The sequence below is a fragment of the Pseudolysinimonas sp. genome, from assembly GCF_049651805.1.
Lineage (GTDB): Bacteria > Actinomycetota > Actinomycetes > Actinomycetales > Microbacteriaceae > Pseudolysinimonas_A.
This window is the reverse complement of record NZ_JBASCU010000019.1, coordinates 45,165-63,750: the sequence shown is the minus strand read 5'-3', so window position 1 is coordinate 63,750 and position 18,586 is coordinate 45,165. Positions and strand designations below refer to the sequence as shown.

18 protein-coding genes and 1 pseudogene are annotated in these 18,586 nt (G+C 69.5%); 14 read left to right on the top strand and 5 right to left on the bottom strand.

Annotated features, from left to right (window positions below; all coding sequences use genetic code 11):
• Nucleotides 1–73: 73 nt before the first annotated feature.
• Together murJ and WBL06_RS04400 are read right to left on the bottom strand one after the other, a co-directional pair.
• Complete coding sequence (gene murJ, locus WBL06_RS04405; RefSeq protein WP_424454761.1) at nucleotides 74–1,684, bottom strand: murein biosynthesis integral membrane protein MurJ; 1,611 nt, start codon at nucleotides 1,682–1,684, stop codon at nucleotides 74–76.
• Complete coding sequence (locus tag WBL06_RS04400) at nucleotides 1,681–3,372, bottom strand: DUF6049 family protein (protein WP_424454760.1); 1,692 nt, start codon at nucleotides 3,370–3,372, stop codon at nucleotides 1,681–1,683. Before WBL06_RS04400 ends, murJ begins: the two co-directional genes overlap by 4 nt.
• A gap of 70 nt (nucleotides 3,373–3,442) precedes the next feature.
• On the opposite strand from WBL06_RS04400, the gene WBL06_RS04395 reads away from it, so the two are divergent.
• The 8 genes and pseudogenes from WBL06_RS04395 to WBL06_RS04360 all read left to right on the top strand — a co-directional run bounded on the left by WBL06_RS04395 (nucleotide 3,443) and on the right by WBL06_RS04360 (nucleotide 9,644).
• Nucleotides 3,443–4,876 (top strand): CCA tRNA nucleotidyltransferase, encoded by a 1,434-nt coding sequence (locus tag WBL06_RS04395; RefSeq protein ID WP_424454759.1) that lies wholly within the window; start codon nucleotides 3,443–3,445, stop codon nucleotides 4,874–4,876.
• A gap of 109 nt (nucleotides 4,877–4,985) precedes the next feature.
• Nucleotides 4,986–5,348: pseudogene (gene rpsF, locus WBL06_RS04390) on the top strand (30S ribosomal protein S6); the annotation flags it as partial.
• Nucleotides 5,349–5,458: 110 nt separating this feature from the next.
• Complete coding sequence (locus WBL06_RS04385) at nucleotides 5,459–5,971, top strand: single-stranded DNA-binding protein (RefSeq protein ID WP_424454758.1); 513 nt, start codon at nucleotides 5,459–5,461, stop codon at nucleotides 5,969–5,971.
• 45 nt (nucleotides 5,972–6,016) lie between these two features.
• Nucleotides 6,017–6,277: a 30S ribosomal protein S18 gene (rpsR, locus tag WBL06_RS04380; protein ID WP_424454757.1), complete on the top strand. Its 261-nt coding sequence runs from the start codon at nucleotides 6,017–6,019 to the stop codon at nucleotides 6,275–6,277.
• A 4-nt stretch (nucleotides 6,278–6,281) separates the two neighbouring features.
• Entirely contained in the window at nucleotides 6,282–6,734 is a 453-nt protein-coding gene (gene rplI / locus WBL06_RS04375) for a 50S ribosomal protein L9 (RefSeq protein ID WP_424454756.1), read from the top strand.
• A 437-nt stretch (nucleotides 6,735–7,171) separates the two neighbouring features.
• Complete coding sequence (dnaB, locus tag WBL06_RS04370; protein ID WP_424454755.1) at nucleotides 7,172–8,551, top strand: replicative DNA helicase; 1,380 nt, start codon at nucleotides 7,172–7,174, stop codon at nucleotides 8,549–8,551.
• A 251-nt stretch (nucleotides 8,552–8,802) separates the two neighbouring features.
• Nucleotides 8,803–9,405: a DUF308 domain-containing protein gene (locus WBL06_RS04365; protein ID WP_424454754.1), complete on the top strand. Its 603-nt coding sequence runs from the start codon at nucleotides 8,803–8,805 to the stop codon at nucleotides 9,403–9,405.
• Entirely contained in the window at nucleotides 9,402–9,644 is a 243-nt protein-coding gene (locus WBL06_RS04360) for a hypothetical protein (RefSeq protein WP_424454753.1), read from the top strand. The genes WBL06_RS04365 and WBL06_RS04360 overlap by 4 nt, the downstream gene beginning before the upstream one ends.
• 221 nt (nucleotides 9,645–9,865) lie before the next feature.
• Here WBL06_RS04360 and purB read toward each other — a convergent pair whose 3' ends face one another.
• The gene (purB, locus tag WBL06_RS04355) at nucleotides 9,866–11,254 is read right to left on the bottom strand and encodes an adenylosuccinate lyase (RefSeq protein WP_424454752.1); all 1,389 of its coding nucleotides are present in this window, start codon (nucleotides 11,252–11,254) and stop codon (nucleotides 9,866–9,868) included.
• A complete protein-coding gene (locus WBL06_RS04350; protein WP_424454751.1) occupies nucleotides 11,251–11,769 on the bottom strand; it encodes a low molecular weight protein-tyrosine-phosphatase in 519 nt (172 codons plus the stop codon). Before WBL06_RS04350 ends, purB begins: the two co-directional genes overlap by 4 nt.
• 112 nt (nucleotides 11,770–11,881) lie before the next feature.
• Here WBL06_RS04350 and WBL06_RS04345 point away from each other — a divergent pair, with 112 nt between their 5' ends.
• Nucleotides 11,882–12,139, top strand: a complete 258-nt coding sequence (locus WBL06_RS04345; RefSeq protein ID WP_424454750.1) for a hypothetical protein — start codon at nucleotides 11,882–11,884, stop codon at nucleotides 12,137–12,139.
• On the top strand, nucleotides 12,136–13,536 hold the full coding sequence (locus WBL06_RS04340; RefSeq protein ID WP_424454749.1) for a hypothetical protein: 1,401 nt from the start codon (nucleotides 12,136–12,138) through the stop codon (nucleotides 13,534–13,536). The genes WBL06_RS04345 and WBL06_RS04340 overlap by 4 nt, the downstream gene beginning before the upstream one ends.
• A gap of 22 nt (nucleotides 13,537–13,558) precedes the next feature.
• On the opposite strand, the gene WBL06_RS04335 is transcribed toward WBL06_RS04340, so the two are convergent.
• Entirely contained in the window at nucleotides 13,559–13,981 is a 423-nt protein-coding gene (locus WBL06_RS04335; protein WP_424454748.1) for a phage holin family protein, read from the bottom strand.
• A gap of 52 nt (nucleotides 13,982–14,033) precedes the next feature.
• Here WBL06_RS04335 and WBL06_RS04330 point away from each other — a divergent pair, with 52 nt between their 5' ends.
• The 4 genes from WBL06_RS04330 to WBL06_RS04315 are packed head-to-tail and all read left to right on the top strand — an operon-like array spanning nucleotide 14,034 to nucleotide 18,577.
• Complete coding sequence (locus tag WBL06_RS04330) at nucleotides 14,034–15,119, top strand: histidinol-phosphate transaminase (protein WP_424454747.1); 1,086 nt, start codon at nucleotides 14,034–14,036, stop codon at nucleotides 15,117–15,119.
• A 5-nt stretch (nucleotides 15,120–15,124) separates the two neighbouring features.
• Nucleotides 15,125–16,246 carry a thiamine pyrophosphate-dependent dehydrogenase E1 component subunit alpha gene (locus WBL06_RS04325; protein ID WP_424454746.1) on the top strand — a complete coding sequence of 374 codons (1,122 nt, stop codon included), beginning with the start codon at nucleotides 15,125–15,127 and terminating at the stop codon, nucleotides 16,244–16,246.
• A complete protein-coding gene (locus tag WBL06_RS04320; RefSeq protein WP_424454745.1) occupies nucleotides 16,239–17,216 on the top strand; it encodes an alpha-ketoacid dehydrogenase subunit beta in 978 nt (325 codons plus the stop codon). Before WBL06_RS04325 ends, WBL06_RS04320 begins: the two co-directional genes overlap by 8 nt.
• Nucleotides 17,217–17,224: 8 nt before the next feature.
• Nucleotides 17,225–18,577: a dihydrolipoamide acetyltransferase family protein gene (locus WBL06_RS04315; RefSeq protein ID WP_424454744.1), complete on the top strand. Its 1,353-nt coding sequence runs from the start codon at nucleotides 17,225–17,227 to the stop codon at nucleotides 18,575–18,577.
• Nucleotides 18,578–18,586 lie beyond the last annotated feature (9 nt).

Below are 18,586 nucleotides of genomic sequence, written 5' to 3'. Positions count from 1 at the left end.
TCTGGAGCCCGCGCTCCGCTATCAACTGATGCAACACATCCTAGGTAGCGGATATTTCGGAGCCCGTGACCGCTCAGTTTCGTCGGATGGAAGCCAGCACGCCGCGCAGCTCGGGTGCGCGCGTCGCGGCGAGCACGCCGAAGAACACGAGGATGGAGCCAGCGCCGACGATCGCAGTGGATACGACCCCTTCGAATCGGCCCGCGGTGGCGAAGCCCTCCGGCGCGAAGCCGCCCAAGAGAGCGAGGATGCCGACGCCGACTCCCGCGGCGGGGATCGTGGTGAGAGCGAAGACCCCGAAGCGACGCACGATCGCGCCGCCACCTCCGCCGAGCCGGCGTCTCAGGATGACGGCGCCGACGACCGCCTGCACGATCACCGAGATCGAGGTGGCGAGCGCGATTCCCGCGGCGATCCACGCCGAGGGTGCGGCCAGGAGCGCGAGTGCCCCGATGACGAACAGCACGACCTGCAGAACCTGCAGCAGGAACGGCGTGCGGGTGTCGCCGAGCGCGTAGAACGCGCGCTGCACGACGTAGAGCGTGCTGAAGGGAACGAGCCCGACAAGGAAGCCGAGCAGTACGAGTGAGATCGCGCGGGCTTCATCCGGGCTTCCCGAGAAGAACCTCGCGAACGGCAGGGCGGCCGCGACGAGTGCTGCGCCGGCAGCCGCGACGAGCATGCCGATGGTGCGCAGCGACGCCGAGAGGTCGGCACGCAGGGCAGGTGTGTCGTCGTCGCGAACCGCGGTCGCCATCCGGGTGAAGTAGGGCGTCGCGATCGAGATCGCCACGATCGAGTGCGACAGCATGAAGATCAGCCACGTGGTGCGCAGCACGGCGAGTGACGCGTCGTCTTCGTCAGCGGTCACGGCGACGTTGTTCTGCACGAGGTTGGCGAGCTGGATGACGAGCACCATGCCGAAGACCCACCCCGCCGCGCGCGCGGGCGCGCCAAGCCCGGTTCCGCGCCAGCGCAGGTCGGGACGGAAGCGCAAGCCGGTGCGCCGCCAGAAGAAGACCAGCACGATCGCCTGGAGCGCGACCCCGAGCGTTGCCCCCGCGCCGAGCACCGCGATCTTCCCGGCATCCCAGCTCGACGCGGCGTTGTGGGCGGGCTCGACGCCGAAAAGCGCCCCGAACAGCACCAGAACGCCGATCATCACCACGTTGTTGACCGCCGGCGCCCAGGCGGACGGCCCGAAGATCCCGCGGGCGTTGAGCACCTCGCTGACCAGGCTGTACAGGGCGTAGAAGAAGATCTGCGGCAGACACCAGTAGGCCAGGGCGACCGCTAGCTCGAGCCCGCCGCCGGGGAGCGCGCCGTCGCGGCCCCCCATCGCGTAGAGCCGCACGATGAGCGGCGCCGCGATCGTCGCGAGGGCGGTCAGAACGAGGAAGGAGATCACGCCCAGGGTCACGAGCCGATTCACGAACGCCTGCCCACCGTCCGGCTGGGTTGCCGCCTTCACGATGTGCGGCACGAGGATGGCGGAGAGCAGACCCCCGGCGACGATCGCGTAGAGGTAGGTGGGGAGCTGGTTGGCGAGCGCGAAGGCGTTCGGGCCTGCGCCGAACTGGCCGATGGTCGCGACCAGAACGGATGCGCTCACGAACCCGAGCAGCCGCGAGACGATCGTGCCGGACGCGAGGGCCGCGCTCGCCCGTCGAACCGTGCCGGTCACTCGGTCGCCGTCTCGTCGCCGCTGTCGCGCGCGGCTTCCCGACGGCGAAGCACGACGTTGCGGATGAGGCCGGCCGCGAAGATCAACGCCACGACGATGCCGAGGATGATGCCGACGGTCTCCCACTGAGCCTGCAGGTCGGCGTTGACCCGATGCGTCGGACCGATCTGTTCTCCTGTCGCGGGGCTCGAGATGCTCACCTCGACGACGACTTCGCCGTTCGTGATCGCCTGGGCGCCGAGGTTCACGACGGTCGACGACGCCGGCTCGACGGTGACCTCGGTCGGACCGTCGATGCGCAGCAGGGGCCGCTGCGGTCGGGCGTCGACGCTCACCGTGACCGCGAAGTCGAGCGCGTTGGCGATGCTCACGGGCATCGACGTGTTGCTGCTCGTCACCAGAACGTCGCCGGTATCGACGATGGTGACCGACCCGCGGATCTCGGTCGACCGCGCGAGGTACGCGTCGGCGTCGGACCGCCATCCGTCGGCGTCGAGCTCTTGCACCGTCAGCAGCCTCAGCAGCGCCAACTGGCGCGGGACGACCAACGGCGCCGGATCGGCGAGGATCGTGGCGAACCGCTGTTCGGCGCGCAGCGCGTCGGTCAGGGTCGGCGCGAGTTCGGTCGCGGGATTCGGCTCGCCCTCGACGACGGTCGCCGGCACGGCTGCGCCGGCGAGCAGGGCCGACAGACCGGTGACCCGGGTCGACTCGCGCGCGGCGATGGCGCCGAGGACTTCGGCGAGCCCGGGGATCGCAAACGTCGGGGTGCGATCGAGGGTGAGCACGACGCTTCGCCCCGGGTCGGCAGTCGCGAGACGGTCGAGTTCGAGACCGAGCCGGCGCACGGCATCCTGCCGCACCGTCGCATCGATCGCGGCGGAGGCTTCCCGGATGAGAGCGGATGCGCCGGCGTCGGCGACGAGACCGGTCGCGCCGTCGATGTCGACGAGGGCGGTCGAAACCGGGGAGAGGTTGGCGGAACTGAGCAGGGTCGCCGCGTACTGGGCAGCCGCGTAGGCCGGGAGGTCGGCGGCCGACGCGGAGCCCTCCGCCGGCCAGGCGATCGCGCCGATCGCGTCGGGCCAGGCGAGCAGCTCGTCGGTGCTCGGAAGCGGGGGCGGTTCGTCGTCGGGCTGCGCAGTGCCGCTCGGGTCGGGCGTGGGAGTCCCGGTCTCGGCCGGGCCGAACGCGGCGGGGTCGAGCGCGAACTCCAGATCGAGGGGCATGGCGAGGTCGATCGACTCGGCGCGCGCCAAAGCGGTCAGGTCGGCGTCGGCGTAGGCGAGCAGGAACACCTCGTTCGACGCGGCCTCGAGTCGGTCAAGCCATTCCACGGCGCTTTCCGGCGCGGTGGAGCCGAGCAGACGGATCGATGCGGGGATCATCGGGTCGAGCCCGACCGTTGCTGTCGTCGCGAGTATCTCGTCGAGTTCACGGGTCAAGACGCCGGTGGGGGCTGTCGCCGTGGCGAGGGTCTCGGCGTCGAGGATGCCGGCCTCTCCCCACGGGGCGGTGAGGGGGGCCACCACGCTGATAACCAGGCCATCCCCGGGGGCACGCGGCGCGGCAGTCGCGAGGGGCGCGGCGAGCATCGAGACGAGGAGCGCGCCCACCGCGGCGAGGGTGCCGGCACCCCTGCGAATCTTCGCGCTCGACGTGTCGCCGGGATCCCGCGAGGCCGCCATGCCCCGAGCTTAAGCGCAGCGTCTGTGACCGCCGTGCGTCCCGACCCGGGCTGACGGGGAGAATGGGGGAATGGACAGCGTCGCGGATGCCATGGCCCGCCTCCGCGAACTCGCGGAGCGTCCGGCCGTGTCGCAGCTGGCCCGGCTTTTCCAGCAGGCCGGGTTCGAGCTGGCGATCGTCGGCGGCACCGTGCGCGACGCCTTCCTCGGTCGGGGCCTCACCGGCGACGACATCGATCTCGACTTCACGACGAACGCCACCCCCGACCAGACCGAAGCCGTGCTGGCCCCACTCGGCAAGACCCTGTGGGATGCCGGTCGCCGCTTCGGCACGATCGGGGTGCGTCTCGGCGGCTACCTGTGCGAGATCACGACGTATCGCAGCGACTCCTACGACGGCACGACCCGCAAGCCCGAGGTGGAGTTCGGCGACAGCCTCGAGGCCGACCTGAGTCGGCGTGACTTCACGGTGAACGCCATGGCTCTGCAGGTACCCGAGCTCAAGCTGGTCGACCCGACCGGAGGTTTCGACGACCTGCTGGCCGGTCGGCTGCGCACGCCGGGCGGCCCCGAGATCTCCTTCGGCGACGACCCGCTGCGGATGCTGCGGGGCGCCCGGTTCCGCGCCCAGCTCGGGTTCGACCTCGATCCGGAGGCCGCCGAGGCAGCCAGGCGGATGGCGCCGTCACTGGAGATCGTCGCCGCCGAGCGGGTGCAGCAGGAACTCGCGAAACTGCTGCTCGCCCCCGAGCCGTCCGCCGGCATCCGGGTGCTCGTCGACACCGGGCTCGCTGAGCAGGTGCTGCCCGAAGTGCCCGCCCTGCGACTGGAGATCGACGAGCACGCGCGACACAAGGATGTCTACGAGCACAGCCTGACCGCCCTCGACCGGGCGCTCGAGCTGGAGCGCGCCCGCGGGCACGAGCCCGACCTGGTGTTGCGACTCGCGGTGCTGCTGCACGACATCGGCAAGCCCGCCACCCGCGCGATCGAGCCGGGCGGCGGGGTGACCTTCCATCACCACGACGTGCTCGGCGCGCGACTCGCCACCAAGCGGTTGAAGGCGCTGCGCTTCGACAAGTCGACCATCGAGGCGGTTGCCGACCTCATCCGACTGCACCTGCGCTTCTTCGGCTACGCCGAGGGTACGTGGACCGACTCCGCGGTGCGCCGTTACGTGCGGGATGCCGGCGACCAGCTCGAGCGCCTGCACATCCTGTCGCGCGCCGACGTGACGACGCGCAACAAGCGCAAGGCCGACCGGCTCGCCCACGCGTACGACGACCTCGAGGCGCGGATCGCGGGGCTCGCCGAAGAAGAGGAGCTGAGCCGGTTGCGGCCCGACCTCGACGGCGAAGCGATCATGCGCATCCTCGGGCTGAAGCCCGGGCGCGAGGTCGGCGAGGCGTACCGCTTCCTGATGGAGGCGCGACTCGATTCCGGCCCCTTGGGCCCCGAGGAGGCCGAGCGTCGGCTGCTGGGCTGGTGGGCCGAGCGCAACTGACCTATGATCGACAGGTTGCCCTCCCGCATCCATCGGATCGGGGGGCGGCACGTCACAACCCTCCTGCTGCAGAACTTCTGTAGCCGCTGAGACCAGAGGAGGTGGGTTAATGACGCACCAGTATGAGCTGATGGTGATCCTCGATCCCGAGATCGATGAGCGCACCGTCGCACCCAGCCTGGACAAGTTCCTGGGCGTGATCCGCAACGATGGCGGCACGATCGAGAACGTCGACATCTGGGGCCGTCGTCGGCTGGCCTACGAGATCAAGAAGAAGAGCGAAGGCATCTACGCCGTCGTCAACTACACCGCGACCTCGGAGACGTCAGTCGAACTCGATCGCCAGCTGAAGCTGTCCGAGGCCGTGCTGCGCACCAAGGTGCTGCGGGCCGAAGAGGCCGTTGCCCGTGTGGTCGCGCACACCGCGGAAGAGGCGGCGAAGGCCGAGCGCAAGGCGGCCGCGATCGCCAAGAAGCCGGCCGCGCCGGTTGCCGCTGCTGCGCCCGTTGTTGCGGCTGCTGAGCCCGTTGTTGCGGCTGCTGAGCCTGCCGCCGAGCCCGCTGCCGTCGAGGCGGAGTAGTCATGGCCGGCGAGACGATCATCACGGTGGTGGGAAACCTCACCGCTGACCCCGAACTGCGCTACACGCAGAGCGGGCTGGCCGTCGCCAACTTCACCATCGCGTCGACCCCGCGCACGTTCGACCGTCAGGCGAACGACTGGAAAGACGGCGAGGCGCTGTTCCTGCGCGCGTCGTGCTGGCGTGAGTTCGCCGAGCATGTGGCTGGTTCGTTGACCAAGGGAAGCCGCGTCATCGCGACCGGCCGCCTGAAGCAGCGCTCCTACGACGACCGCGAGGGCAACAAGCGCACCGCCATCGAATTGGAGGTCGACGAGATCGGCCCCAGCCTGCGTTACGCCACCGCCCAGGTGACGCGAGCGTCGGGTGGCAGCACGGGTGGAGGCGGCCGCGGCGCGGTCGCAGCCGGTGGTGCCGGTGGTGCCGAAGAGCCGTGGGCCGCGAGCGGTCCCGCCGGTGGGGCAGACGACGTCTGGAACACCCCCGGCTCCTACAACGACGAGACCCCGTTCTGAGCCGTCGGGCTCCTAGAACGCTGAAGACCCAGAAGGAAGACAGCAATGGCTGGCAAGAGCAGTAGCGGCGATCGCCGCAAGCGCGTGCCGAAGGGCGGCAAGACCGCCGCTCCGGCGAAGAGCATCCGCGTCGGCATCATCGACTACAAGGATGTCGCGACGCTTCGCAAGTTCATCTCCGAGCGCGGAAAGATCCGTGCCCGGCGCATCACCGGCGTCTCGGTGCAGGAGCAGCGGCTCATCGCCCGCGCGGTCAAGAACGCGCGCGAGATGGCCCTCCTCCCCTACGCGGGCTCGGGGCGGTAGAGACATGTCGAAACTCATCCTCACTTCCGAGGTCACCGGCCTCGGTTCGCCCGGCGACGTCGTCGACGTCAAGAACGGCTACGCCCGCAACTACCTCGTCCCGCAGGGCTTCGCGATCGCCTGGTCGAAGGGCGCCGAGAAGCAGGTCGACTCGATCAAGGCGTCGCGCGCCGCGAAGGAGCTCGCCACCCTCGAGGACGCTCAGGTGTTGAAGGCCAAGCTCGAGGCGGGTCCCGTGAAGCTCACCGTGAAGGCGGGTCGCGAGGGTCGGCTGTTCGGCTCGGTCAAGACCGCGGATGTCGCGGACGCGGTGAAGGCCGCGGGCCTCGGCGACATCGACAAGCGGTCGATCGAGATCTCGGCACCGGTCAAGAGCGTCGGTCGGCACGAGGCGACGGTGCGTCTGCGCACCGACGTGCTCGCGGCTCTCACGCTCGACGTGGTCGCCGCCAAGTAGTCGTTTCGGCCGGATGGCGCACCCTCGACGGGGGTGCGCCATCCGTCGTTAACCGGGGGACACCCCCCTCATGTTTTGCGTGAGCGGCTCCGCCATCCGTCCACAGGGGATGTGTCAACCCCCGAACTCTCAAGTGGCACTGCAAGCCTGTTTTCACACACAGGGTGTGAAAACCAAAATCCCTGATCAACGTCGGGTTGCAGCGCAACCCCGGCGAGTTTCCCACAGCTCTGTCCACAACTTGTTCACACCGCCGTCGGCGTTTCCCGCCGATTTCCCACAGCGTTGTCCACAGGCAAGGTTGTCCCCCCGTCGGCGCACTCCTAGCCTGAGCGAGCACCCGTCGCGAGGTTCGGGGAACCTCGGTCGCCGGTCGACCAGAGTGTCGCCTGGCGATGTCGGCGCGCCCGCTTACCCTGACCGCAGGAGGTCACCTCATGTCCATCGCGCACCTGGGACTCGCCGACGCACCCGGCGCGGGTGAACGGGGTGGCTGGCAGGGCGAACGCACCCCTCCCCACGACCTGCTCGCGGAGCAGAGCGCGCTCGGCGGCATGATGCTGAGCAACGACGCGGTCGCCGACGTCACCGAGGTCGTGCGCGGGCTCGACTTCTACATGCCCAAGCACGAGGTCGTGTTCGACGCGATCCTGTCGCTCTACTCGCACGGCGAGCCCACCGATGTCATCGCCGTCACCGACGAGCTGACCAAGACCGGCCTGCTCGGGCGCGCGGGTGGTGCCGAGTACCTGCACACCCTCACCGCGCTCGTTCCGACCGCGGCGAACGCCGGCTACTACGCGTCGATCGTCGCCGAGAAGGCGGTGCTGCGCCGACTCGTCGAGGCGGGCACCCGCATCGTGCAGATGGGGTATGCGAGCGAGGGCGAGGTCACCGACCTCGTCAACAACGCCCAGGCCGAGATCTACGGCGTCACCGGTGGCCTCGAGGGCGACGACTACATTCCGCTCGTCGAGGCGATCGACACCGCGGTCGGCGAAATCGAACTCGCTCGCGGCCGCGACGGGCAGCTCGCCGGCGTCCCCACCGGGTTCAGCGAACTCGACTCGCTCACCAACGGGCTGCACGGCGGCCAACTGATCATCGTCGGCGCCCGCCCCGCGATGGGCAAGTCGACCCTCGCGCTCGACTTCGCCCGCACCGCGGCGGTGCACCACAAACTCCCTACGATCTTCTTCTCGCTCGAAATGGGCCGCTCCGAGATCGCGACGCGTCTGCTCTCGGCCGAGTCCGGCATCCCGATGCATGTGCTGCGCAAGGGCAACATGGATGAGCGCGACTGGACCCGACTCGCGAGCGTGCGCGGTGACATCGGCGACGCCCCGCTGTTCATCGACGACAGCCCCAACATGACACTCGTCGAGATCCGCGCCAAGTGTCGCAAGCTCAGCCAGCGGGTCGGACTCAAGATGGTCGTCGTCGACTACCTGCAGCTGATGACGTCGGGCAAGAAGGTCGAGTCGCGGCAGCAGGAGGTGAGCGAGTTCTCGCGGGCGTTGAAGTTGCTCGCCAAAGAGCTCGGGGTGCCGATCGTCGCGCTCGCGCAGCTCAACCGTGGACCCGAGCAGCGGGCCGACAAGAAGCCCGCGCTCTCCGACCTGCGGGAGTCGGGGTCGCTCGAGCAGGACGCCGACATCGTCATCCTGTTGCATCGCGAAGCCGCCTACGATCGCGACCATCCGCGCGCGGGTGAGGCCGACCTGATCGTCGCGAAGCACCGCAACGGCGCCACCGACGAGATCGCCGTCGCTTTCCAGGGGATGTACTCGCGCTTCGCCGACATGCCGCGCGTCTAGAAGACCTCGGTGGTCGAGTAGTCCGCGACGCGGGCGTGTCGAGATCCCTCCTGGCTGCGAAGCCTGGTCCTTCCGGAAGATTGTTGGTCGGGCGCTCCTCCGCAACGCTGTCGCAATGTGCCAGGCAACACCCGTGCGAAGGGGTCGGCGGAAGCCCCATCCACTGCATTCGGAGGAGCGGAAGCAGTAGATCACTCGCGGCCGGTCGCCCGGTGGGCGCGCGCCGTGCCCACGCACGTAGACTGATCCGCGTGGTAGCCGCCTGGATCGCTCAACTCACGCGCGGCATCCTCGCCCTCGCACTCGGGCTCACCATCACCCTGACTCTCGAGCACACGCCGGTCTTCGGACTGGTGACCTTCGGCGCCTTCGCAGTACTCGCCGGTGTGGTGCTGCTCGGGGCGACGTTCTTCGGCGCCTACGCCGGTCGCATGCGGGCGGGATTCCTCGCGCAGGGCGTCGCGACTCTCGCCGCGGGAATCGTGGCGCTCGCCGTGCCGGGCGGAGGGGTCGCGTTCCTGGCGATCCTCGTCGGTGCGTGGGCGTTGGTCGCAGGATTGCTCGAAGGTGCGAGTGGCCTCCTGGCCCGCAAGCTCTCGCCTCTGGCCCGCGACTGGATCATCGCCGGCGTGCTCACCCTGGCTCTCGGCGCGGTCGCGTTGCTGCTTCCCGCCGACTTCGAGCAGGCGCTCGTCGGCGAGAAGGGGGCGACGGGCACGCTGACCTCCTCGGTCATCCTGATCGGGGTGATCGGGGCGTGGGCGGTTCTCGTCGGGGTACTGCAGACGATCTCGGCTGTCACCGTGCGTTCCGTGCGGTCGGGTGCCCGAGCTGACCGGGTGGTGGCGTCGTGACCGAGCCGACCGGCCGGCGGCCGACGTTCCGCGAGCGGGCCCGACCGGCAGAGGTGCTGGGCCTCGCCGCCGTGCTCGCGGCCTTCGTGGGGGTCGGGGTGCTGATGTCGACCCGCGATGTGATGACCGCAGTCGTGTTCTTCGGGGCGGCGTTCGTCGTATCCGTGGTCATCTGCGCGACGCTGCTGCTTGCGATCTCGAAGCCCCAGCCCCCCGACGACCGGCCCTCGGCGCACTGACGCCGGGTGTGCTGACGCCGGGTGTGCTGACGCCGGGTGTGCTGACGCCAGCATGCGACGCTGTGGCTGAGCACCGCGCCTAGCGAACGCCAATCGGCGTCGCGAACCGATGCCGTGTGCAAACTGGCGCTCGCGAACCTAGGGAAAGTCCATCCGCGACTTTTCGCGCGGATCGCGCGTTCACCCCGACGAAAAATCGCGGATGGACGGAGCTCGCCGCGTCAGGCCGGAGAGATGCCGTCGACGAGGTCGTCGGCCAGGCCGGTGTAGCCCGCGGGGGTGAGCGCTAAGAGCCGTGACTTCGCGTCGGCACCGATGTCGAGCGTCTCGACGAAGGCGCGCAGGTCGTCTCCCGTCACGCGACGCCCGCGAGTGAGCTCCTTGAGCAGGGCGTACGGGTCGGCGATCGAGGAGCGTCCCGCGCTGACCTCGGCGCGGATCACCGTCTGGATGGCTTCCGCGAGCACCTCCCAGTTGGTGTCGAGGTCGGCGGCGAGCACGCCGTGCGCGACCGACACCTCGTCGAGGCCGCGGCGAATGTTGTCGAGCGCGAGCAGCGAGTGGCCGAGCGCGACGCCGATGTTGCGCTGCGTCGTCGAGTCGGTGAGGTCGCGCTGCAGGCGGCTTGTCACCAGGGTCGACGCCAACGAGTCGAGCAGCGCCGCCGACAGCTCGAGATTCGCCTCGGCGTTCTCGAAGCGGATGGGGTTGACCTTGTGCGGCATCGTCGACGACCCCGTCGCCCCCGCCTGCGGGATCTGCGCGAGATAGCCGATCGAGATGTAGGTCCAGACGTCAGTGCAGAGGTTGTGCAGGATGCGACCGGCGTGCGCGATCGCGGTGTACAGCTCGGCTTGCCAGTCGTGGGATTCGATCTGCGTGGTGAGCGGGTTCCACTCGAGGCCGAGCGAGGTGACGAACTCCCGCGACAGCGCCGGCCAATCGGCGCCGGGGTCGGCGGCAAGGTGCGCCGAGAACGTGCCGGTGGCGCCGCTGAACTTCGCGAGGTACTCGGTGCCTTCGATGCGGGCGATCTGCCGCTCCAGGCGATGCACGAAGACGGCGATCTCCTTGCCGAAGGTGGTCGGCGTCGCCGGCTGACCGTGGGTGCGGGCGAGCATCGGAGTGGCGCGCTCGGCGACCGCGAAGTCACGCAACCGGGCCACGACATCCCGCAGCTTCGGCAGCCAGACCCCGGTCACCGCCGCGCGCACGGTGAGGGCGTAGGAGAGGTTGTTGACGTCTTCGCTCGTGCAGGCGAAGTGCACGAGTTCGGCGACCTGGTTCAGCCCGAGGTCGCTGAGACGGCGGCGCACCAGATACTCGACGGCCTTGACGTCGTGCCGGGTGGTGGCCTCGAGTCGGGCCAGCTCGTCGATCTCGTCGGCGCCGAACTCGGAGGCGAAGAGCCGCAGCGCGCGCACGTGTTCCGCCTCAAGGGGCGCGGCGCCGAACATCTCGCGCTCGGCCAAGAAGATCAGCCACTCCACCTCGACCCGCACCCGGGCGCGGTTGAGCCCCGCCTCGGAGAGGTGCTCGCCGAGTTCTTCGACGATCGTGCGGTAGCGACCGTCGAGGGGGCTCAACGGTTGCGGAGGCAGCGGGCTCATGAGACTCCCTGTCGGAGGACCGGTTCTAGCTGGCGGAACAGCGCGACGCTCGCGCGTTCGATGGTGGCGAGCACGGAGTCGAAGAGCGCGGCGTCGGAATAGTACGGATCGGGCACATCCGCTCCCGCGCTCGACTCGTCGAACGACAGCAACATCTGCACTTTCGCGCCGGAATGCTCGTCGCCTGCCCATTCTCGCAGAGTGCGTTCCTGGCCGCGGTCGAAGACGATCACGAGATCGAGCGCTGCGAACCAGGCGGGGTCGAACTGGCGTGCCCGGTGACCGGTGGCGTCGTAGCCGCGCGAGGCGAGGGCGGTGATCGTGCGGGCATCGGCGCGTTCGCCGACGTGCCAGTCGCCCGTCGCCGCGGAGCTCACCTCGAGCCGCGACTCGTATCCGCCCGCCGCAATGAGCCGCCGGAAGACCGCCTCGGCCATCGGCGACCGGCAGATGTTGCCGGTGCAGACGAAGCAGATGCGGAAGACCGGCCCCGGGTCGGCGGGGACACGTGCCATGCGCCCATCATCCCCGCTCCGGGGCGTCCTCCACAGCCCCTCACGAAAAGCGGTGTGCGGATGCCGCGGCCGTTCGGTCGGGCCACGCCCGAGGCCGACCGAGGATGGCGGCATGAGTCCCGTCCCCGTCGACCCCGTCGCGATCCGAGTCGGCCTGGAGCGGCAACTCGCGTTGCTCACCCCCGTCGTCGAGCACCTGCAGACGACCGCCACCGATGCGAACCCGCTGGTCTCCGACGAATGGCGCGGACCGGCGGCCGAGGCGGCGGCCGCCTTCCTGGTCGACCTGCGTACCGGGCTGCGCGCGGCCGCCGAAGAGGCCGACGACGTCGTGCGCACGCTGCGTTTCAATATCGCCACGCTGTCATGAGCGAGCCCGACGACCTCGGCGGTCAGTTGCTCATCACGCCGGCGGGCACGGTGGTGGTGTCGACGGATGCGATGCTCGCCTCGGTCGATCGGCTGCGGGCGCTCGAGGCCGCGCTGCTCATCGACATCCGGCGGGTGATCGCGGCCGACGCGATCGCCGACGGGCTGCCGATCACCGGGATCACCCCCCGCCTGGAGCGGTTGCGGGACCGCTGCGAGCGCGCCCGGGACGCGTTCGGCCGCATGGCCGAGAATTACACCCGGCTCGAGTCCGCGATCGAACAGGCCCAGCGCGACCTCGCGGCGATGATCGCGGCGGTCGTCGGTCCCGCCGCGTTCGGATACCTGATGCGCATGATCCTGTTCCAGCCGCACGTGCTCATCGCGGGGGCGCTCATCGGCTGGGCGGCGATTCCCGATGGACCGGACGGCAAGCTCGGCACCGTGCGCGACTTCATGATCGCCCATCCCGAACTGATCACGAGCCCCGAGTTCGTGCGCTTCGTCTCGCTCGTCGCCACGAGCATCGATGACGCGGTACTCGGCGGAATGGGGGTGCCGCCGTGGCTCGTCGCGCTGCCGGGCTTCGACCTGGGGCGCGACGGCGGAGTCGCGGCGGGCGCCATGACGGTCGCCGCGCTCGGGGCGATGCTCGGCATGTTCCGCGAGACATCCGTCGCGGTCGACCGGGTGTCGACCCACCCCGTGACGGACGCACCGACGGGGGTGCGTGAGCGGTTCGACCGCATCCCCGAGGTGAACCAGGTGCGCATCGAGAAGTACGAGGCCGACGGGATGCCGCCGCGCTTCACGGTCTACGTCGGGCCGACCGAGACCTTCTCGCCCTACACCGACGGCGAGCCGTGGGACCTGACGAGCAACACCTACGGGGTCGCCGGGCTTCAGGCGGGATCGTTCCGGGCCGTCGAACTCGCGATGGCTGAAGCGGGCATCCGACCGGGCGACGAGGTGGTGCTCACGGGTTTCTCGCAGGGCGGCCTCGTGGCGACGATGGTGGCGGCTTCCGGCGACTGGAACGTCGTCGGCCTCGAGACGCACGGGGCGCCGGCCGGCAACATCCCGTTGCCGACGGGCATTGCGGGCATGGCGATTCGCAACACCGACGATCTCGTGCCGGCGCTCGCCGGCCCGCAGCTTGAACACGATCTGATGCAAGTCGAGCGCCGGGCATTTCGGGAGGGCGTCGACATCCCCACGATCGAGGCGGCCCCGGCGCACCAACGCAGCGGCTACGAGGCGACGGCCGCAGCCATCGACGACGCCGAGTCCGGCGCGATCCGCGAACAGATCGACGCCCTCGACACCTTCGCAACCGACTACCTCGACCGTCCCGGCGGGCAGGCCACCGTGATGACCTTCCGTGCCACCCGGGAGTGAGTCGCCCGGATTCGGAGTCGGGTTAGCGGCGGCGGGTCTGCGTCTTCACGAACGGGCGCAGGATGATTCCGATCAGCCAGCTGATGACGCCGAGCACGATCGCACCGAGCACCCCCCACCAGAAGCCGCCGGGCACCTCGAGGCCGAACCCGAGCAGGCCGCTGATCCACGCGACGAGCAGAAAGAGCAGGCCGTTCACGATCAGCGAGATGAGGCCCAGGGTGAGCACGTAGAGGGGGAACGCGACGACGCGGATGATGCCGCCGATGATGCCGTTCACGAGACCGAAGATGAGCGCGACGAGCAGGTAGGTCACCACCAGCTCGACGCTCGCGCCCGGCTCGGGGTCGTTGTACGGCCGCACCGCGACGTTGGGGCTGAGGATGAGCACCGTCAGCCACAGGGCGAGGGCGTTGATGAGAAGGCGGAGGATGAGACGACCCATGCCCCCATCCTCATGCATGAGAGGCGGGCGCCGCGACCCTAGGCTGGTGCGCATGGCTGTGACCCTCCGCGCGGAGATCGCCGCGCTCCCGCCCTACCGTCAAGGTCGGGCCGCCGCCGCCGAGGCGTTCAAGCTGTCGAGCAACGAGAATCCACGCCCGCCGCACCCGGCGATCCTTGCCGCGATCGCCGAGTCGAGCCTCAACCGCTACCCCGACGGGGCGGCGACGGCGCTACGCACCCGACTCGCCGAGCGCGCCGGGGTGCCGGTCGATGAGGTGCACGCAGGGGCCGGATCCGTGTCGATCCTCGCTCAGCTCGTTCAGGCCGCGGCGGGCCCCGGCGACGAGGTCGTCTATCCGTGGCGGTCGTTCGAGGCGTATCCGCTTCTCGTCACCGTCGCGGGTGCGACGAGCGTTCAGGTTCCCAACCTGCCGGGCGGTCGGCACGATCTCGGTGCGATGGCGGCGGCGATCACCGACCGCACCCGGGTCATCCTCGTCTGCACGCCCAACAACCCGACGAGCACGCTCGTCACCGCCGCCGAGTTCGCGGCGTTCATGGCCAAGGTGCCCCCCACGGTGCTCGTGGTCCTCGACGAGGCGTACTTCGAGTTCGTCACCGACCCGCACGCGGTCAACGGATTCACCGAGCTGCAGAACTACGCGAACCTCGTGGTGCTGCGCACGTTCTCGAAGGCGTTCGGGCTCGCGGGGCTGCGCATCGGCTGGGCGGTCGGCCCCGCCTACATTCTGGATGCCGCACGCAGCGCCGCCATTCCGCTCGCGGTCACCGAACCGGCTCAGCGGGCCGCCCTGGCCGCACTCGAGGTCGAAGCCGAGCTACGCGAGGGCGTCGACGAGCTCATCGAGCGACGCGCTCGGGTGTTCGAGGGCCTCACCGCCGCCGGCTGGACGGTTCCCGAACCGCACGGCAACTTCGTCTGGTTCGCCGCGGGCGACGACACGGCGGCGGTCGCGGCGCTGCTCGAAGAGGACGGCATCATCGGCCGGGTCTTCGCAGGCGAGGGAATCCGCATCTCGATCGGCGAAGAAGCCTCTGTCGACAGGCTCCTAGCTTCGGCGGCGCGGGTTGTGCAGACCCTCCCGGGAGCCGTCGAAAACGCCCGGTTAGGGTAGGCACCATGTCCTACACCGAGGCGACGATCCAGTTGCTCTCGCCGGACGGCTCTCTGGTCGAGTCGGATGCCACGGCTCCCTACCTGCCCACCGTCGCCGCGCTGAGCGAAGCGCAGTTGCGCGACTTCCATCGCCAGATGGTGGTCACCCGTCGCTTCGACATCGAGGCGGGCAACCTGCAGCGTCAGGGGCAGCTCGCGCTCTGGATTCCGAGCCTCGGGCAGGAGGGCGCCCAGGTCGGCTCGGGATACGCCGCCCGCGCGCAGGACCACATCTTCCCGGCTTACCGGGAGCACGCGGTCGGACGCATCCGTGGCCTGGACCCGATGCGCATCATCGAACTGTTGCGCGGGCTCAGCCATGGCGGCTGGGACCCGGCGCAGACCGGCAACTTCCACCTCTACACCCTCGTGATCGGCTCGCAGTCGCTGCACGCGACCGGGTACGCGATGGGCCTCACCCTCGACGGCGGGACCGCCACCGGCGACCCCGATAAGGATGCCGCGGTCGTCGCGTACTTCGGCGACGGAGCGACCAGCCAGGGCGACGTGAGCGAAGCGTTCGTCTTCGCCGCGAGCTACCAGGCGCCCATCCTGTTCTTCCTGCAGAACAATCACTGGGCGATCTCGGTGCCCGTGGAGCGCCAGTCGCGCACGCCGCTCTATCTGCGCGGTACCGGCTTCGGCATCCCGTCGGTGCAGATCGACGGCAACGACGTGCTCGCGTCGTATGCGGTGAGCGCGACGATGCTCGACGCGGCCCGGGCCGGCGGCGGCCCGCAGTTCATCGAGGCGCTCACCTACCGCATGGGTGCGCACACCACGAGCGACGACCCGACGAAGTACCGCGAGCACGACGATGTGCAGTTCTGGAGCGAGCGCGACCCGATCGCGCGCTTCGAGACGTTCCTGCGGGCGAAGGGCGAGAGCGAGGAGTTCTTCGCCGAGGTCGCGACCGAAGCCGAAGACCTGGCGGCCGACATCCGCGCTCGCACTCAGACGCTCGGGGTGCCGCCGACCGACAAGATGTTCGCCGTGTACTCGGATCCGCATCCGCTGATGGACGAGCAGCGCGCGTGGCTTGCCGCCTACGAGGCGTCGCTGGATGAGGTGACCGATCATGGCTGAGACGCTCACCATGGCGAAGGCGCTCAACGACGGGCTGCGCGCCGCGCTCGCCGCGAACCACAAGGTGCTGCTGATGGGCGAAGACATCGGCACGCTCGGCGGCGTGTTCCGGGTCACGGAGGGCCTCAAGGAGGAGTTCGGCGAGAACCGCGTGCTCGACACCCCGCTCGCCGAGTCGGGGATCATCGGCACCGCGATCGGCCTCGCGCTGCGCGGCTTCCGGCCGGTGTGCGAGATCCAGTTCGACGGGTTCATCTACCCGGGCTTCGACCAGATCACGTCGCAGCTCGCGAAGCTGACGGCCCGCAACGAGGGCAACCAGCGCTTCCCGGTCGTCATCCGCGTGCCCTACGGCGGGCACATCGGCGCCGTCGAGCACCACCAGGAGAGCCCTGAAGCGTATTTCGCCCACACGCCCGGCTTACGCGTCGTCAGCCCGGCTACCCCGCACGACGCCTATTGGATGATCCAGCAGGCGATCGACAGCGACGACCCGGTGTTGTTCTTCGAACCGAAGAGCCGCTACTGGCCCAAGGGCGACGTCGACCGGGCGGCATCCGAGATGCCGTTGCACGCGAGCCGACTCGTTCGTACCGGAACCGACGCGACCCTCGTCGGCCACGGCGCGATGGTCGCGGTGTTGCTCCAAGCCGCCGAGATCGCCGCCGAGGAGGGCACGAGCCTCGAGGTCATCGACCTGCGGTCGCTCTCGCCGATCGACTACGACCCGATTCTCACCTCGGTGCAGAAGACCGGGCGACTGGTCGTGGCTCAGGAGGCGCCCGGGCATGTGAGCGTCGGCTCCGAGATCGCCGCGACGATCGCCGAACGCGCGTTCTACTCGTTGCAGTCGCCGGTGCTGCGAGTCAGCGGGTTCGACACCCCGTTCCCGCCCGCGAAGCTCGAGACCCTCTACCTGCCCGACGCCGACCGCGTGCTCGAAGCTGTCGACCGGGCTCTGGCCTACTAGGAGTGACGATGGCGCAAGAATTCCCGCTCCCTGATGTCGGCGAGGGCCTGACCGAGGCCGAGATCGTCTCGTGGAAGGTCAAGCCGGGCGACACCGTCACGGTCAACCAGGTGCTGGTCGAGATCGAGACGGCGAAGTCGCTGGTCGAACTGCCGTCGCCGTTCGCCGGCACCGTCACCGAGCTGCTGTTCGAGGAGGGTGCGACCGTCGAGGTCGGCGCGCCGATCATCCGGGTCGCCTCCTCGGGGGGCACGATCGAACTCCAGGCTCCGAGCGACGGTGACGTCGTGGGCGAGGTGGCCGATCCGAAAGCGTCGGCCGAGGCCGAAGAAGCCGAAGAGGCCGAGAAGCCCGGCGCCGTTCTCGTCGGCTACGGCTCGAAGGGCGGGCACGCGACGACGCGCCGCCGCCGACCCGGCGTGGTCACCCCGACCGTCGAGGGCGCGACCGCCGACGGGGCGAAGGCGTCGGCCCGCCGCCCCACCACAACGGGCTCGCCCATGCCGATCATCGCCAAGCCCCCGATCCGCAAGCTCGCGAAAGACCTCGACGTCGACATCTCGACCGTCACCGGCACGGGCCTCGGCGGCGAGATCGTGCGCGAAGATGTCGTGCGGCAGGCGCAGCAGGCGAGCGTCTTCCGCAACTTCGAGACCCCCGCCTGGCCGCAGGAGCGCGAGGAGCGCATCCCGGTGAAGGGCGTGCGCAAGGCGATCGCCTCGGCGATGGTGTCGAGCGCGTTCACCGCTCCGCACGTGAGCGTGTTCACCGACGTGAACGCGACGCGCACGATGGAGTTCGTGAAGCGGCTCAAGGACTCGACCGACTTCGCCGGTATCCGGGTGTCGCCACTGCTGGTGATGGCGAAGGCCGTCATCTGGGCGGTGCGCCGCAACCCGACGGTCAACTCCTCGTGGACCGACAAAGAGATCATCGTGCACCATTACGTCAACCTCGGGATCGCCGCGGCCACCCCGCGCGGGCTCATCGTGCCGAACGTGAAGGACGCGCAGAACCTCAGCCTGCGCGAGTTGGCACAGGGGTTGGAGCAGCTCACGATCACCGCCCGCGACGGCAAGTCGACCCCGGCCGACATGGCGGGCGGCACGATCACGATCACCAACCTCGGGTCGTTCGGCATGGACACCGGCACGCCGATCCTCAACCCCGGCGAGGTCGGCATCGTCGCGCTCGGCGCGATCAAGCAGAAGCCCTGGGTCATCGACGGCGAGGTGCGCCCGGCCTGGGTCACGACGGTTTCCGCCGCGTTCGATCACCGCGTGGTCGACGGGGATGTCGCGAGCCGCTTCACCGCCGACCTCGCGTCGGTCATCGAAGAACCGGCGCTGCTGCTCGACTGACCGTTATTG

What these genes read in the sequence shown, in the direction of transcription:
- WBL06_RS04325 (WP_424454746.1), top strand. Translation starts at nt 15,125, where the DNA reads ATGTCCTACACCGAGGCGACGATCCAGTTGCTCTCGCCGGACGGCTCT.
- dnaB (WP_424454755.1), top strand. Translation starts at nt 7,172, where the DNA reads ATGTCCATCGCGCACCTGGGACTCGCCGACGCACCCGGCGCGGGTGAA.
- purB (WP_424454752.1), bottom strand. Translation starts at nt 11,254, where the DNA reads ATGAGCCCGCTGCCTCCGCAACCGTTGAGCCCCCTCGACGGTCGCTAC.
- WBL06_RS04385 (WP_424454758.1), top strand. Translation starts at nt 5,459, where the DNA reads ATGGCCGGCGAGACGATCATCACGGTGGTGGGAAACCTCACCGCTGAC.
- WBL06_RS04330 (WP_424454747.1), top strand. Translation starts at nt 14,034, where the DNA reads ATGGCTGTGACCCTCCGCGCGGAGATCGCCGCGCTCCCGCCCTACCGT.
- WBL06_RS04340 (WP_424454749.1), top strand. Translation starts at nt 12,136, where the DNA reads ATGAGCGAGCCCGACGACCTCGGCGGTCAGTTGCTCATCACGCCGGCG.
- WBL06_RS04400 (WP_424454760.1), bottom strand. Translation starts at nt 3,372, where the DNA reads ATGGCGGCCTCGCGGGATCCCGGCGACACGTCGAGCGCGAAGATTCGC.
- WBL06_RS04350 (WP_424454751.1), bottom strand. Translation starts at nt 11,769, where the DNA reads ATGGCACGTGTCCCCGCCGACCCGGGGCCGGTCTTCCGCATCTGCTTC.
- rplI (WP_424454756.1), top strand. Translation starts at nt 6,282, where the DNA reads ATGTCGAAACTCATCCTCACTTCCGAGGTCACCGGCCTCGGTTCGCCC.
- WBL06_RS04315 (WP_424454744.1), top strand. Translation starts at nt 17,225, where the DNA reads ATGGCGCAAGAATTCCCGCTCCCTGATGTCGGCGAGGGCCTGACCGAG.
- WBL06_RS04320 (WP_424454745.1), top strand. Translation starts at nt 16,239, where the DNA reads ATGGCTGAGACGCTCACCATGGCGAAGGCGCTCAACGACGGGCTGCGC.
- rpsR (WP_424454757.1), top strand. Translation starts at nt 6,017, where the DNA reads ATGGCTGGCAAGAGCAGTAGCGGCGATCGCCGCAAGCGCGTGCCGAAG.
- WBL06_RS04345 (WP_424454750.1), top strand. Translation starts at nt 11,882, where the DNA reads ATGAGTCCCGTCCCCGTCGACCCCGTCGCGATCCGAGTCGGCCTGGAG.
- WBL06_RS04395 (WP_424454759.1), top strand. Translation starts at nt 3,443, where the DNA reads ATGGACAGCGTCGCGGATGCCATGGCCCGCCTCCGCGAACTCGCGGAG.
- WBL06_RS04335 (WP_424454748.1), bottom strand. Translation starts at nt 13,981, where the DNA reads ATGGGTCGTCTCATCCTCCGCCTTCTCATCAACGCCCTCGCCCTGTGG.